Below are 13,516 nucleotides of genomic sequence, written 5' to 3' on the forward strand. Positions count from 1 at the left end.
TAATAAATTATCCTAACAAAGTTTTTGTTGTTGCATAAAAAAACGATAAAAGTTATAATAGTTTCATGTCAAAATATACTGAAAATTTAGAGTTGTGAGGTATTTGCTAGTAATAGTTTCAATGAAAAATAAGACAATTATTAAGGGGGCAATGTAGTGAAAAAACTATCTTTATTATCATTTTTGTTAGTGTTTAGTATGCTTTTGACTGCTTGTGGAACAAGCGATCAGAACAATGGATCCGATGAAGGAACTAGTGAAGAGAAGAAAACATTAAGAGTCGTAACGGACGCAGCTTACGCACCATTTGAATACATGGATGGCGATAAAATTGTTGGATTTGATGTTGACTTCGTTAATGCAGTTGCGAAAGAAGCTGGCTATGAGGTTGATATTGTACATGTAGGTTGGGAACCTGTTTTCGTAGAGTTAGAAGATAAACTTGCTGACTTTGCTGTTTCTGCCATTACAATTAATGATGAGCGTAAAGAATCATATGATTTCTCACACGCTTACTTTCTATCAACAAATAAAATTCTTGTTCCAGAAGGCAGTGATATCAAGTCAGCTGCTGACCTGAAGGACAAGAAAGTAGCGGTTCAAAATGGAACAACTGGTCAAGAAGCCATTGAAAGTGTACTAGGAGCAAACAATCCTAATATCAAAAAGTTTGAAAATACCGTTCTAGCAATTATGGAGCTTAAAGGCGGCGGCGCTGACGCGGTTGTTGCCGATAACACCGTAGTTGAAGAGTATGCGAAAAATAATCCAAATGATAAGTTTGTTGTCGTTGAAGATACGGAAGCATTCGCATCTGAGTATTATGGATTAATGTTCCCGAAAGATAGTGAGTTAAGAGCAGAAATTGATGAAGCCATTAACGCTATCTATGAAAACGGAACATATGCAAAGATTTACAAGGAATGGTTTGGTTCTGAGCCAGACATTGAAGATTTAAAAGCACAACAATAATTAGTTACTTGGTTATTTAGGGCGTAACTCTTTCGCATAGTGTTACGCCATTTTTTTTCATTCTAGTAAAGGAGGAGTACGATGGACTTTCGTTTTGATCTCATCATGGACTATGCGCCATTGTTTTTAAAGGGAACATTGCTTACCCTTGGGTTATCGCTAGCAGGAATTGTTTTTGGTACTGCACTTGGTTTGGCCATTGGGTTAGGAAAAATGGTGAAAAACAAGTGGTTGTCATTACCTTTTGACTTATATATTACGTTTTTCAGAGGAACGCCTTTATTTGTACAGATCTTGCTTATTCACTTTGGTCTCGTTCCATTGTTTACAGGAAAAACTGAACCAGTGACAGCAGCCATTCTCGCATTATCATTGAATGCAGGAGCGTACATTGCAGAAATCTTCCGCGCAGGAATTCAATCGATTGATAAAGGGCAGATGGAAGCAGCGAGAACACTAGGAATGACTCATGTACAAGCTATGAGATATGTCATTCTGCCACAAGCGTTTAAGAGAATGATTCCTCCATTAGGAAATGAATTTATCGTGCTAATTAAAGAGTCATCTTTAGCAGCGGTCATTGCGGCTCCGGAGATTATGTATTGGGGACGAGCGATGCAAGGACAATACTTTAAAGTTTGGGAACCATATTTAACGGTAGCGGTGATTTATCTCGTTATCACGTTATCCTTGAGCTTCTTGTTAAACCGTCTTGAGAGGAGGTTATCGACAGAATGATTAAAGTGAGTAACCTAAAAAAGTCATTTGGGCATAACGAAGTACTAAAAAACATTAATGCTGAAATTAAACCGCAAGAAGTGGTCGTTGTAATCGGTCCTTCTGGTTCAGGAAAGTCGACGTTTCTTCGCTGTTTGAACTTGTTGGAATCGGTAACAGATGGTCATGTATTTATTGAAGGTGTGGATCTTACAGATAAAAGCGTAAATATCAATAAAGTAAGACAGAATGTAGGAATGGTTTTTCAGCAATTTAACCTATTTCCGCATAAAACAGTGATTGAAAATATTGTGATGGCTCCTGTGAAAGTGAAGAAGGTAGACGAAGAAGTGGCTCGTCAAAAGGGATTAGACCTTTTACGAAAAGTCGGTCTAGAGGATAAGGCTGATGCCTATCCTGATTCATTATCAGGAGGTCAAAAACAGCGTGTGGCGATTGCAAGAGCACTTGCCATGGAACCAAAAATCATGCTCTTTGATGAACCAACCTCCGCACTAGACCCAGAGATGGTCGGTGAGGTTCTAGAGGTTATGAAACAGCTAGCAAAAGAAGGTATGACCATGGTCGTTGTGACACATGAAATGGGGTTTGCAAGAGAAGTTGGCGATCGAGTCATCTTCATGGACGGCGGTTATATTGTGGAAGAAAATATACCTGATGAGCTGTTTACCAATCCGCAGCAGGAACGAACAAAATCATTTTTAAGTAAGGTACTGTAAAAGGATGTCCGATTTTGGACATCCTTTTTTGTATAATATGCTTTTACCTGAGACACAATAAGAATGACTCGTAGCTCAAAGAACAGAGCAACCTCTCGTATCCCTGATACGGGAAGAGTCATTTATGGGTTAAAGTCCCATCGAGTCGGAAACACAGGTTCAAATGGACCTGTGTTTTTTTAATATCCCTTCACAAAATCAACAACATTAATTGATGGCTTTTCACCATTTACATACTGTTGCAAGTTTGGCAAAAAGATATCTTCTACCACTCGACGGTCATAGTATTCAGTTGAACCCGAAGTATGAGGAGTGACGATCACATTTTCCATTTCCCATAAAGGACTGTTTTCAGGAAGAGGTTCGACCTCAAATACATCTAATCCGGCCCCTGCAATTTCCCCTGTTTGAAGTGCCTGAATAAGATCCTCCTCTACAACAATTTCGCCACGACCAATATTTACGAAAAAAGAACCTGGCTTCATTAGCTGAAATTGTTTTATAGAGAATAATCCTTTTGTATCCTTCGTTAAAGGGAGGGTAGATACGACATAATCGCATTGTGGAAGTACAGTATCAAGTTCCGTTGTTATGTACATTTCATCCACATGATCCTCAGGCAAACGGGAGTTTCTTACTCCGAGTACCTTCATTCCAAACGCCTTAGCAATCTTAGCTGTTTCTTTACCAATTGCCCCAACACCGATAATACCAATCGTTTTCCCATGGATCTCAAGCTTCAGTCCAGCATGATGCCAGTGTTTAGAGGATTGATTTCGGACATACGTATGAATATTTCTAGTAAGTGCAAGCATCAATCCGAAGATGGTTTCGGAAATTGGATAGGCATGGACACCATTCGCACTTGTAACAACCACTCCACGCTCATGAAGAATTTGCAGTGGTAAATTATTCACACCGGCGCTCCATGTTTGAACCCATTTTAGAGTGGAGGAGCTGCCTAAGAGGTCTGTTATATCCTTTTTCCATCCTAAAATAATTTCTGCGTTATGAATATGTTCTTTGTAGATTTCTTTTCCAACAACGATTTCCCAGTCTGGTAAAACAGCTTGCATTTCGTTAACATATACTTGTTCCAGATTATGAGTAACGACAAGTTTTCTCAAAGTGTGGCACCTACTTTTTTGAAAATTTCGATATTCTAAATATAACATAAAAAAGTATTGACCCGTTAATCTGAGAAATATGATAAAGTAGTCTTTACATTCAAAAAGTCAGCAGTAAGGTGATAAAAGTGGAGAAAAAGCAAGTCGTGTACGACATTATGGAAGTATGTCTATTAGCAGGGAAAATCATGCTCCAAAGTGGGGCAGAAACGTACCGGGTGGAGGATACGATGGAGAGAATCGCCCGTGCATTTGGGGTTAGAGAGGCCCATTGTTTTGTTACACCAACAGGCATAATTTTTTCAATTGAAAGCACAGAGCCTACCAAAACAAAGCTTGTGCGAATTACAGAAAGAACAACAGATCTTCATAAAGTCGCATTGGTAAACGGAGTTTCCCGCAGGATAACGAGTGGAGAACTTGATATAGAAAAGGCCTTTCGTGCGTTAACAGAGGTAGAGGAATCCCAATTAACATATTCAACAACCATTCAAATCCTGGCAGCAGCAATTGCGAGTGGTTGCTTTTTAATTATGTTCAATGGAAGTTGGATCGACTTTCTGCCTGCATGTATTACGGGTGGGATTGGATTTACAAGTGTGATGTACTTTCATAGAGTGGTTCCCATCAAGTTTTTTTCTGAGTTTATTGGTTCGATTATCATTGGCATTCTTTCATTTCTATTTATCCATCAGGGTATAGGTGTGGAGTTAGATAAAATTATTATCGGATCCGTGATGCCGCTCGTTCCGGGTTTGCTTTTAACCAATGCGGTTAGAGATTTAATGGCAGGTCACTTGGTTTCAGGTATATCTAAGGGGGCAGAAGCACTACTAACCGCTTTTGCCATCGGGTCAGGCATTGCTGTCGTATTATCATTTCTTTAAAGGAGGCGCCCTGCCAATGTACATTTTTCAACATCTGCTATTAAGTTTTTTGGCTGCCGCCGCTTTTGGTATTATTTTTAACGCTCCTAAAACCTCATTGATCCAATCAGGTTTTGTTGGCATGCTTGGTTGGATTATTTATATTCTTTTTACGATGAATGGCGCTGATGCAGTGAATGCTACGTTAGTTGCATCCTTCGTTATTGCCGTGGCCAGTCAGGTCTTTGCTAAGCTATATCGAACACCGATTATCATATTTATTGTTGCGGGAATCATCCCACTTGTTCCGGGTGGAATGGCATATGACGCCATGAGAAACTTTGTTGAAAATGACTATAATATTGCGTTAGCACTTGCTGCAAAAGCCTTCTTGATTTCAGGGGCAATTGCTATGGGAATCGTTTTTTCCGAAGTGATTAACCAGCTTATTAGAAAGACGGCCATCATAAAAAAGAGCTAATATTGATTCAAGGATTTGCCAAGTTGGAATCCGAATGTCACCCTCTCTTTTTGCTTACCCTATCAATAGGGGAGGTGTTAAAGAATGGCACAGGACGTATTATGTGAAGTAAGTAATTGTGTGTACAACGAAGCGGGGAAGAAATGTGGTGCAGAACAAATCTTCGTTGTAAGCCACCGCGGCAAGGAAGCAGATACCAGCCGTGAAACGGATTGTAAAACATTCGAACCTGAAGGACTATAAGAACGAAAAAGACAGCGCGAGCGAGCGCTGTCTTTTTATATGCGTAAAAAACAGAAGTTTCGGGATTTCTTTCCAAAGAAGCATAATTCACCCACTAGTAACAAATGATATACAAAAGTGGAATGGGAGTTAGTTTTTATTGGATAAGGATGATTGCTGTTGGTAACCTTTTTGTTTGCTTTCATATTGCTAGCGTCTATCGGAGTGATTACCATGTTTGATCTATACTTATATGATCGTTCGCTTCTGTCGATTTTAAATGCAAATATTTTCTTTGAAAAAGGGACAAGTCAATGGATGTTGTATGCGAATTTATTATGCGGATTCGTCTACGGTATAGTGGTAGATTACCGATTTAGGAAAAGTAAAAAATCAAGTAAATCGTCATGAAAAATATACTTGTTGAGAAGTTGTCCCTTTGGCAATTATTTATATTAATTTTTATTTTTGAAATTGGAAGTGCGGCAGTAGTAAGTACAGGAAATGATGCGAATCAGGATGCTTGGATTGCGATTGGATTAGCCATGTTCTTCGGTATGGGATTAGCCTTGATGTATTATTTTATGCTCTCAAGGTTACCTGGGAAAAATCTCTTTGAAATCTTTCAATTTTGCTTTGGAAAATGGATAGGCGGATTATTAACTTTCCTGTATATTTTGTACTTTCTTTATATTGCTTCCCGTGTTCTTCGGGATTTTTGCGAACTGATTGTTTCGTTTATTTTTGACCAGACACCGATTGAATTTATCTCGATCACTATGGTGATTGTAATCGTTTATATGTTGTATTTAGGACTCGAGGTAATGGGGAGAACAAGCGAGGTGTTCATACCCTACTTCTTCTCCTTTATCATTATCATTGGTATTGCTGTTTTTGTCTCGGGTGAAATGGAATTTGAAAATTTGTTCCCGATTCTTGGTGATGGATTTAAACCGGTGATGAAAGCTGTATTTCCACAGCTTTTAACCTTTCCTTTTGGAGAATTAATCGCTTTTACCATGATTATCCCTTACACAACGAAATTTAAAAAATCCAAAAAAATAACCTTACTTGCTGTCCTTTTAAGTGGAGTAATGCTCATTTACAATGCCATATTGCAAATTACCACTCTTGGTGTTGAAGCGAGAGCAAGATCGAATTTTCCTCTACTATCGTCGGCTCGGGAAATATCATTATTGGAATTTATTGAACGGGTCGATCTGGTGGTTGTTTTCATCGTCATGTTTGGAATTATTATTAAGGTGAGTGTGTTTTTCTATGGGGCATTAAAAGGATTAGAGCTCATAAGTAATCGACCATACCGGATGTACGTGGTACCGATTGGAACGGTTCTTTCCTTTATATCAGTGAAAATTAGTGATAATTTTGCTGAGCATATTGAAGAAGGTCTAATCGTAGTTCCATTGTTTATGCATGTTCCGTTTCAATTGCTGCTTCCTCTAATGGTCCTACCAGTTCTCCTTTGGAAGACGAGAAAGAACAAGGAGGGAAGAAAATGAGTTTCTTTAGTTCATTGTTTACAAGAAAAAAGAATAAGAACAAAGGTAAACCAACAACGGAAGAACTTTTTGAACAGCAGGATGTTCCAAAACAATATTATAGCCAAGTGGAAAAAAACAGGAAGCTTCTAGAAGAGTTATTTGAGGGAACCTTTGATTTTAAATGTGAACCCATAAAAATTGGTGGTCATAAAGCTTATCTTACTTATTTAAGCACCATGACTGATAAAAATGAGCTATCTAATCGAGTGATTCAGGCTGCGACCAATCGTCAAACGGATAAAGCATTCAGTAATATGAATGAAATGAGAGAGCTCTATTTTCCTTCGGTTGATTTTAAAGTTGCAGAAAACTTTCATCGAGTGGTATGGGGGGTATTAAACGGGGAAGCAATTATTATGGTAGATGGGTACTCTGAAGCACTTTCATTAGGGATTGGAATGCCAGAACAACGCGCCATTTCAGAACCTAGCACACAGACGATTATTCGTGGACCGAAAGACGGTTTCGTAGAAGGTCTTCAGGTAAATCTTTTATTAGTCAGAAAGCGTCTGAAGAATCCTCGCCTAAAGTTTGAAATTTACCAAATGGGGAGGGACTCAAAAACCAATGTAGCACTAGGCTATATTAATGACATTGCAAATGAAGATTTATTAAGAGAAGTTAGAGAACGATTAAATAAGATTGATGTTGGTGCCTTACTGGATTCAGGAAATGTCGAAGAATTCATTGTCGATAAAACCCTCACTCCCTTTCCACTCGTGTATAACACAGAACGCCCTGATAGTATTTGTGGGCACTTATTAGAGGGGAAAATGGCTATATTTGTGGATGGAAGCCCGTTTGTCTTAACGGTTCCAACCCTCTTTATAGATTTCTTTCAGGCGTCTGAGGACTATTATCAGCCATTTATCATGTCAAGCTTTGTTAGACTCGTTAGATATTCGTCTTTCATGGTTGCTCTCTTGTTTCCATCACTGTATGTTGCCATATCCACCTATCATCATGAGCTTATGCCAACGCAGTTATTGATCAGTGTACAAGCACAACGGGAAGGAGTGCCTTTCCCGGCTGTAATTGAAATTATGATTATGGAGCTATCTTTTGAAGTGTTGAGAGAGGCTGGAGTACGTATGCCAAGGGTGGTTGGACAAACGGTCTCGATTGTTGGAGCACTTGTTATAGGACAAGCGGCTGTCGAAGCGGGTCTAGTGTCAAATGTTCTCGTTATTGTCGTCGCTTTTACCGCCATTGCGAGCTTTGTATCGCCTATCTATAGTTTCTCCATTGCCACACGCTTGCTCCGTTTTGTTGTTATATTTAGCGCGGCCTTTATGGGGTTATACGGTGTTCTTCTATTTTTAATAGTTATGGTTATTCACTTAGTTAGTCTACGATCCTTCGGTATCCCTTATTTGGCACCGGTGGCACCGTTTCAGCCAAGAAATCAGGATGATGTATTTGTTCGTGTTCCGATATGGTTAAACAAAAAACGACCTTCGTATTTATATCAGAAATCCCCAGTTAGAAGTGAAGAGAACAATCATCCAAGTCCCCCAGATCAGCCATTAGGAGGACAAAAATGAAGCTTAGAAATGCATTATCCATCTTGGGATGTGTCGTTATGTTAGCCGGCTGTTGGGATCGAATTGAGTTGAACGATGTTTCAATTGTAACGGGGCTTGCGGTTGATGAGGGAGAAAACAGTAAATATCGGTTAACCATCGAGGTAGTCAATGCAAGTCAATTTTCTACAAATCAAATGGGTGGGGAGGCTGCTCCGGCCTTAACTTACGCACTTGAAGGAAATTCAATATCTGAGCTTCTTCATAAAATGAATATTGGAATCACAAGAAGATTAATTTTTTCTCATACGAGGGTGCTATACATTAGTGAAAAAATTGCAGAGAAAGGGATTTTGGAATTTATTGATTTCCTTGATCGAAGCGGTCAGTTTCGAAATGACTTTAACATCATGGTGACAAAGGGTGAAAAGGCGGAAGCGTTTGTAAAAGTGACGTATCCCATCCAAAAGGTCCCTTCATTAAAAATACATAAGCAAACACAATCCTTTAATAGGGAGTGGGGCGGAGACCCGGGAGTAAGACTTACAGATTTTATTTCTGCACTAACATCCAAGGGGCGCAATCCTGTGTCAGCTACACTAGTGATTAAAGGGGACCCCAAAAAGGGAGAAAAATCTGAAAATAATATGAAGACGAGTGTGGATACACTTGTGGAAATGGACGGGATGGCTGTTTTCAGAGATGATCGATTAATAGGATATTTAAGTGTAGACGAAACAAGAAATTACTACTGGACGCAAAAGCTAAAGACAACAAGTATGAGTGTACCTTGTTCAAACGAGGAAAAAAAACCAGAGGATGAAAGATATATCGCTGTTACCGTGTCAGAAACTCATACAAAATTAAAAGTTGATAACTCGAATGGAAAGCCTGTTTTAAAGGTGAACATAAATGGTGAAACAAGAATTGAAGCCACTCAATGTATGAATGATTTAACCAAAATTGATACATATGATGATTTTGAAAAGAAAATCAATCGTTATGTGGCCAACCATATTCAGGAAACCATTAAGAAAGTTCAAACAGACTTTGGTGTTGATATTTTTGGTTTTGGCGATGCCTTTAATCGACAACATCATAAAGAGTACAAAAAGGTAGAAAATAACTGGGATGAAGTATTTGCACAAGCTGACGTAGAAGTTGATATTAATCTTCATTTAAGAAGATCTGGAGTTAGAGGGAAAACCTTTATTACTGAAATTCCAAGAGAATAGACATTATGGGATCTTTCAGCTAGTATTTAAATAGGTTTATTAGAGATGAGCTGATTACATCAGTTTGATTAAAGGAGAAGCATATGAGTACGACGATTGTAAACGAGCTACAACCATTTATACAGGATGTATGGACAAAAGAAGGATTTAAGGAGTTAACGAGTGTTCAAACAAAGGCAGTCCCTTTCATCGTAGAAGGAAAAGATGTGATAGCGGAGTCGCCAACAGGAACGGGAAAAACACTAGCATATCTACTACCGGTATTAAATAAAATAGATCCCGAGAAACGAACGATTCAAGCAGTCATCCTTGCTTCCTCGCAGGAGCTGGTTATGCAAATCCTTTCTGAAATTCAAAAATGGAGTGAAGGAAGCGGAATTCGTTCTGCCTCTTTTATCGGAGGGGCTAACGTCAAGCGTCAGCTCGAAAAGCTAAAGAAGCAGCCCCATATTATTGCCGGAACTCCGGGACGTATGATGGAACTGATTGCACAAAAGAAAATCAAAATGCATGAGGTAAAAACGATTGTACTTGATGAAGGGGACCAGCTTTTAACAAAAGAGCATCTACAGACAGTGAAGAATATTGTGAAGTCCTCCCAGGCGGATCGCCAAGTGGTCTTATTTTCAGCGACTCTACCGGAGCATTCCGTGACTTTAGCGAAGGATTTAACGAAGGATGCTGAGGTTATTAAAATTAAAAAAGATGAAACGATTGAGTCTGGTGCGGTTGACCATGTGTATTTCACTGCGGAACAACGCGATAAAATTAAGCTGCTTGAAAAAATTTCACGCTTGGAAGAAGTAAGTGTCCTGGTATTCATTAAAGATATCGGAAACTTGAATGTCGTATCAGAAAAGCTAGCCTTCCAAAATGTAAATGCGTCTGTTTTACATAGTGATTTAAACAAGGACAAACGTAAAAATGCATTGAAGGATTTTCGAACAGGCAAGGTGAATATGTTACTTGCTACGGATGTAGCAGCGAGAGGGCTAGATATAAAAGGCATCACACATGTGGTTCATTATGATTTCCCTAGAGATATAGAGCAATATGTGCACCGATCAGGACGTACGGGAAGATTTGGGGCAGAAGGAACGGTCATTTCTTTAGTAAATGAACGTGAGGAAAGAGATTTAAAGAAATTTTCTCGGGATTTAAAAAAGGATGTTGTAAAAAAGGTGTTTTTTAAAGGCCAAATGGTTGATGCGAATTCAAGAAAGTAAGTTCCAAGGAGTGGGAGAGATTCCCACTCCTTGTTGTATAATAAAGGTATATTTTAAAAAGGGGTTGGAGGAATGGAGAGTCCGCGTTTACATAAAGCTTATGAAGAATGGCTTGAAGAAGCAACGGTCGACTTGATTCAGGAAAAGATGGCTTCTGGGGAGATCACCTCAAAAGAACTTGTAACCATGTATTTGCATCGCATTCGTACGGTAGATCCAAAAATCAATTCCGTTCTTGAAGTAAATCCACACGCCATTCAAATTGCAGCAAGTCTTGATGCAGAACGAAAATTGACGGGACCACGCGGCCCGCTCCACGGAATTCCTGTTCTGATTAAGGATAATATCGATACAGGTGACCATATGCATACGAGTGCAGGTTCATTGGCACTTGCTGATTCCTATGCAAAAGAAGACTCAAAGGTGGCTGCTCTTTTAAGAGAAGCGGGGGCAGTCATTTTAGGAAAAACCAATATGACCGAATGGGCTAATTTTATGGCCGAAGGGATGAAAAGCGGCTATAGTTCTCGTGGAGGACAGGTGTTAAACCCATATGGACCAGGTCAGTTCGATGTGGGAGGTTCCAGTTCGGGATCAGGTGCTTCCATTGCAGCCAACCTAGCTGTTGTAGCGGTGGGGACCGAAACCTCTGGCTCCATCTTAAGTCCAGCTAGCCAAAATTCTTTGGTGGGAATAAAACCAACGTTAGGGTTAGTGAGCCGAAAAGGGATTATACCGATCGCTCATAGCCAGGATACTGCCGGTCCAATGGCGAGAACCGTTACTGATGCAGTCTATTTATTAAGCGCTTTATCTGCTCAAGATGTTAATGATCCAGTGACGTTAACGAACACAGAGCTGGATCAGATGGACTTCACTTCATTTTTGGATGATCAAGGGTTCAAAGGAGCTCGAATTGGAATTGCCCGGGATGTGTACTTTGGGTATTTAAATGATGGTCAGCTTCAGGTGATGAATAAAGCCGTTGAAAAATTAGTCGAGCTTGGTGCCGAGGTCGTAGACCATGTAGTTATCCCATCAACAGGACGAAAATGGAGCTATGATGTGCTCACGTATGAGTTTAAATCAGATGTGAATGCGTACTTAAAAACAGTAGATTCCTCGGTGAAAATAAGGTCACTTTCAGATGTGATTCAGTTTAATAAAGAGAATGAAGAAACATGCTTAAAGTATGGACAAGTTGTTCTTGAGGAAGCGGAGGCTACTTCTGGGAAATTAACCGAAGCAGCGTACTTAAAAGCGCTTGAAGAAGATCTGTACTATTCAACAGAGCAAGGAATCGATTACGTTTTAAAAGAGCACCAACTGGATGCCATCGTGTTCCCAAATAATTTTGGAGCAGGCATTCCGGCGAAAGCGGGATATCCGTCTATTACGGTACCCGCGGGTTACACGAGTGAAGGAGAACCGGTTGGAATCACGTTCACCGGGACCGCTTATAGTGAACCAACTCTTATTAAATTAGGTTTTGCGTTTGAACAAGCAACAAAGCATCGAAAACCTCCAATATTCGAATAAGCTGAGGCTTTGCTTCTCATACTACCTATGTAAGTATCCTCTTTTAAAAAGGAGATGTTTTACATGGGAAGAACAAAGCTTGGAAATGCCAATGCACAACGTAATAATAACAGAAAGCAACAACAAACTAGCTCAGAGCTAGTTGAGTTTTCAACAACAGATAAAAAGGACATTCGCCGTAATCGTCCGACGAATCAATAATAAAATGATGCTACCTCTTTGGTAGCATCATTTTATTTTAATCAGTACCTTGCATTAATCACTACTGTGCATTAATATATAAACTGGAAGTACATGGTATTTATTTTTAGGAGGTGCCATTTTTGAATGTACAATTTAAAAAAGGCGTATTAGAGCTTTGTGTGTTAGTTCTTATTTCAAAAAGAGATCAATATGGATATGAATTGGCACAAAATATATCAAATAAAATTGAGGTGGCAGAAGGGACGCTATATCCCCTTCTAAGAAGGTTAACAAAAGAAGATTATGTTACTACTTATTTAGCTGAGTCAACGGAGGGTCCCCCTAGGAAATATTATTCCATTACGCAAAAGGGATTAAATTATATGAATGAATTAGTAGTAGAATGGCAACAGTTCTCAACTGCTGTCTCACAGTTTATTGAAGAAGGGACGAAAACCATTGAGTAGAAATGAATTCTTGCAGACGCTTGAAAGTTTACTACACGCTGTTCCTGAAGTGGATCGGAGAGAAATGTTATACGACTATGAAGAGCATTTTCAAATTGGAGTGGAAAACGGAAAGAACTTAAAAGAACTAACTGAAGAACTTGGAGATCCTTATGCGATTGCACGTGACCTGTTAGCTGATTACCATGACGGGAGATTAATTCCTGAAAAGAAAAAGAGAGGGCTAGGAAAGAAAATTTTTATAGGGTTTAGCCTGTTTCTCTTTAATGGGATTTTTATTATTGCTCCTGTTGCAGCAATATTTAGTGTAATTGTTTCGGTTTGGGTAGTTGCGCTTGCACTTACACTCTCCCCGCTTGTTCTTATTACATCTTCTCTTCTAGGGTATAGCTACGAGAGCCTAACGGTTAATTTTTTCGCTTCACTAACTTTATTCAGTTTAGGAATGCTTATTGGAATTGGAATGTTAAATGTATCGAAATACTTTTATAGAACATTAGTACGGTATAGTAGGTTTACTATTAGTGTGGTTCAAGGGGGGAGAACGGCATGAAGAAAATCGTGAGTGCATTATTTATCATGCTTGCCATTGGAATAGTGGGAACATTGGTTTCAGTTAGTGCATCAGGTGGATTTTCATTCGAAACGTATGAGAT

16 protein-coding genes are annotated in these 13,516 nt (G+C 39.2%); 15 read left to right on the forward strand and 1 reads right to left on the reverse strand.

Features of this window, described 5'->3' with window-relative positions:
* Window positions 1-156: 156 nt before the first annotated feature.
* From ACGLXV_RS12725 to ACGLXV_RS12735, 3 genes are all read left to right on the forward strand, one after another.
* Window positions 157-972, forward strand: a complete 816-nt coding sequence (locus ACGLXV_RS12725) for a basic amino acid ABC transporter substrate-binding protein (protein WP_391558909.1) — start codon at window positions 157-159, stop codon at window positions 970-972.
* A gap of 81 nt (window positions 973-1,053) precedes the next feature.
* On the forward strand, window positions 1,054-1,710 hold the full coding sequence (locus ACGLXV_RS12730) for an amino acid ABC transporter permease (RefSeq protein WP_391558910.1): 657 nt from the start codon (window positions 1,054-1,056) through the stop codon (window positions 1,708-1,710).
* A complete protein-coding gene (locus tag ACGLXV_RS12735; RefSeq protein WP_391558911.1) occupies window positions 1,707-2,429 on the forward strand; it encodes an amino acid ABC transporter ATP-binding protein in 723 nt (240 codons plus the stop codon). The genes ACGLXV_RS12730 and ACGLXV_RS12735 overlap by 4 nt, the downstream gene beginning before the upstream one ends.
* A gap of 179 nt (window positions 2,430-2,608) precedes the next feature.
* On the opposite strand, the gene ACGLXV_RS12740 is transcribed toward ACGLXV_RS12735, so the two are convergent.
* The gene (locus ACGLXV_RS12740; protein ID WP_391558919.1) at window positions 2,609-3,505 is read right to left on the reverse strand and encodes a D-2-hydroxyacid dehydrogenase; all 897 of its coding nucleotides are present in this window, start codon (window positions 3,503-3,505) and stop codon (window positions 2,609-2,611) included.
* A gap of 209 nt (window positions 3,506-3,714) precedes the next feature.
* Here ACGLXV_RS12740 and ACGLXV_RS12745 point away from each other — a divergent pair, with 209 nt between their 5' ends.
* The 12 genes from ACGLXV_RS12745 to ACGLXV_RS12800 all read left to right on the forward strand — a co-directional run bounded on the left by ACGLXV_RS12745 (window position 3,715) and on the right by ACGLXV_RS12800 (window position 13,413).
* Window positions 3,715-4,443: a threonine/serine exporter family protein gene (locus tag ACGLXV_RS12745; RefSeq protein WP_391558920.1), complete on the forward strand. Its 729-nt coding sequence runs from the start codon at window positions 3,715-3,717 to the stop codon at window positions 4,441-4,443.
* A gap of 16 nt (window positions 4,444-4,459) precedes the next feature.
* Window positions 4,460-4,903: a threonine/serine exporter family protein gene (locus ACGLXV_RS12750; protein ID WP_119706668.1), complete on the forward strand. Its 444-nt coding sequence runs from the start codon at window positions 4,460-4,462 to the stop codon at window positions 4,901-4,903.
* A gap of 84 nt (window positions 4,904-4,987) precedes the next feature.
* Window positions 4,988-5,146: a DUF1540 domain-containing protein gene (locus tag ACGLXV_RS12755; RefSeq protein WP_119706669.1), complete on the forward strand. Its 159-nt coding sequence runs from the start codon at window positions 4,988-4,990 to the stop codon at window positions 5,144-5,146.
* A 159-nt stretch (window positions 5,147-5,305) separates the two neighbouring features.
* Entirely contained in the window at window positions 5,306-5,536 is a 231-nt protein-coding gene (locus tag ACGLXV_RS12760) for a hypothetical protein (RefSeq protein ID WP_391558912.1), read from the forward strand.
* Window positions 5,533-6,645 (forward strand): GerAB/ArcD/ProY family transporter, encoded by a 1,113-nt coding sequence (locus ACGLXV_RS12765; RefSeq protein WP_391558913.1) that lies wholly within the window; start codon window positions 5,533-5,535, stop codon window positions 6,643-6,645. Before ACGLXV_RS12760 ends, ACGLXV_RS12765 begins: the two co-directional genes overlap by 4 nt.
* Window positions 6,642-8,231 carry a spore germination protein gene (locus ACGLXV_RS12770; protein ID WP_391558914.1) on the forward strand — a complete coding sequence of 530 codons (1,590 nt, stop codon included), beginning with the start codon at window positions 6,642-6,644 and terminating at the stop codon, window positions 8,229-8,231. The genes ACGLXV_RS12765 and ACGLXV_RS12770 overlap by 4 nt, the downstream gene beginning before the upstream one ends.
* A complete protein-coding gene (locus ACGLXV_RS12775) occupies window positions 8,228-9,445 on the forward strand; it encodes a Ger(x)C family spore germination protein (RefSeq protein WP_391558915.1) in 1,218 nt (405 codons plus the stop codon). The genes ACGLXV_RS12770 and ACGLXV_RS12775 overlap by 4 nt, the downstream gene beginning before the upstream one ends.
* An 83-nt stretch (window positions 9,446-9,528) precedes the next feature.
* Window positions 9,529-10,671: a DEAD/DEAH box helicase gene (locus ACGLXV_RS12780; protein ID WP_391558916.1), complete on the forward strand. Its 1,143-nt coding sequence runs from the start codon at window positions 9,529-9,531 to the stop codon at window positions 10,669-10,671.
* A gap of 72 nt (window positions 10,672-10,743) precedes the next feature.
* A complete protein-coding gene (locus ACGLXV_RS12785; RefSeq protein WP_391558917.1) occupies window positions 10,744-12,210 on the forward strand; it encodes an amidase family protein in 1,467 nt (488 codons plus the stop codon).
* Between the two features lie 63 nt (window positions 12,211-12,273).
* Complete coding sequence (locus ACGLXV_RS12790) at window positions 12,274-12,411, forward strand: hypothetical protein (protein ID WP_162927683.1); 138 nt, start codon at window positions 12,274-12,276, stop codon at window positions 12,409-12,411.
* A 122-nt stretch (window positions 12,412-12,533) separates the two neighbouring features.
* Window positions 12,534-12,860 carry a PadR family transcriptional regulator gene (locus ACGLXV_RS12795; RefSeq protein ID WP_119706675.1) on the forward strand — a complete coding sequence of 109 codons (327 nt, stop codon included), beginning with the start codon at window positions 12,534-12,536 and terminating at the stop codon, window positions 12,858-12,860.
* Window positions 12,853-13,413 carry an HAAS signaling domain-containing protein gene (locus ACGLXV_RS12800; protein WP_391558918.1) on the forward strand — a complete coding sequence of 187 codons (561 nt, stop codon included), beginning with the start codon at window positions 12,853-12,855 and terminating at the stop codon, window positions 13,411-13,413. Before ACGLXV_RS12795 ends, ACGLXV_RS12800 begins: the two co-directional genes overlap by 8 nt.
* Window positions 13,414-13,516 lie beyond the last annotated feature (103 nt).

Source organism: Robertmurraya sp., from assembly GCF_036676585.1.
Lineage (GTDB): Bacteria > Bacillota > Bacilli > Bacillales > Cytobacillaceae > Robertmurraya_A.

Bases quoted from the DNA above. Each gene is read 5' to 3' on its own strand.
- ACGLXV_RS12730 (WP_391558910.1), top strand. From the start codon at position 1,054: ATGGACTTTCGTTTTGATCTCATCATGGACTATGCGCCATTGTTTTTA.
- ACGLXV_RS12755 (WP_119706669.1), top strand. From the start codon at position 4,988: ATGGCACAGGACGTATTATGTGAAGTAAGTAATTGTGTGTACAACGAA.
- ACGLXV_RS12770 (WP_391558914.1), top strand. From the start codon at position 6,642: ATGAGTTTCTTTAGTTCATTGTTTACAAGAAAAAAGAATAAGAACAAA.
- ACGLXV_RS12735 (WP_391558911.1), top strand. From the start codon at position 1,707: ATGATTAAAGTGAGTAACCTAAAAAAGTCATTTGGGCATAACGAAGTA.
- ACGLXV_RS12740 (WP_391558919.1), bottom strand. From the start codon at position 3,505: ATGCAAGCTGTTTTACCAGACTGGGAAATCGTTGTTGGAAAAGAAATC.
- ACGLXV_RS12750 (WP_119706668.1), top strand. From the start codon at position 4,460: ATGTACATTTTTCAACATCTGCTATTAAGTTTTTTGGCTGCCGCCGCT.
- ACGLXV_RS12745 (WP_391558920.1), top strand. From the start codon at position 3,715: ATGGAAGTATGTCTATTAGCAGGGAAAATCATGCTCCAAAGTGGGGCA.
- ACGLXV_RS12790 (WP_162927683.1), top strand. From the start codon at position 12,274: ATGGGAAGAACAAAGCTTGGAAATGCCAATGCACAACGTAATAATAAC.
- ACGLXV_RS12765 (WP_391558913.1), top strand. From the start codon at position 5,533: ATGAAAAATATACTTGTTGAGAAGTTGTCCCTTTGGCAATTATTTATA.
- ACGLXV_RS12775 (WP_391558915.1), top strand. From the start codon at position 8,228: ATGAAGCTTAGAAATGCATTATCCATCTTGGGATGTGTCGTTATGTTA.
- ACGLXV_RS12785 (WP_391558917.1), top strand. From the start codon at position 10,744: ATGGAGAGTCCGCGTTTACATAAAGCTTATGAAGAATGGCTTGAAGAA.
- ACGLXV_RS12780 (WP_391558916.1), top strand. From the start codon at position 9,529: ATGAGTACGACGATTGTAAACGAGCTACAACCATTTATACAGGATGTA.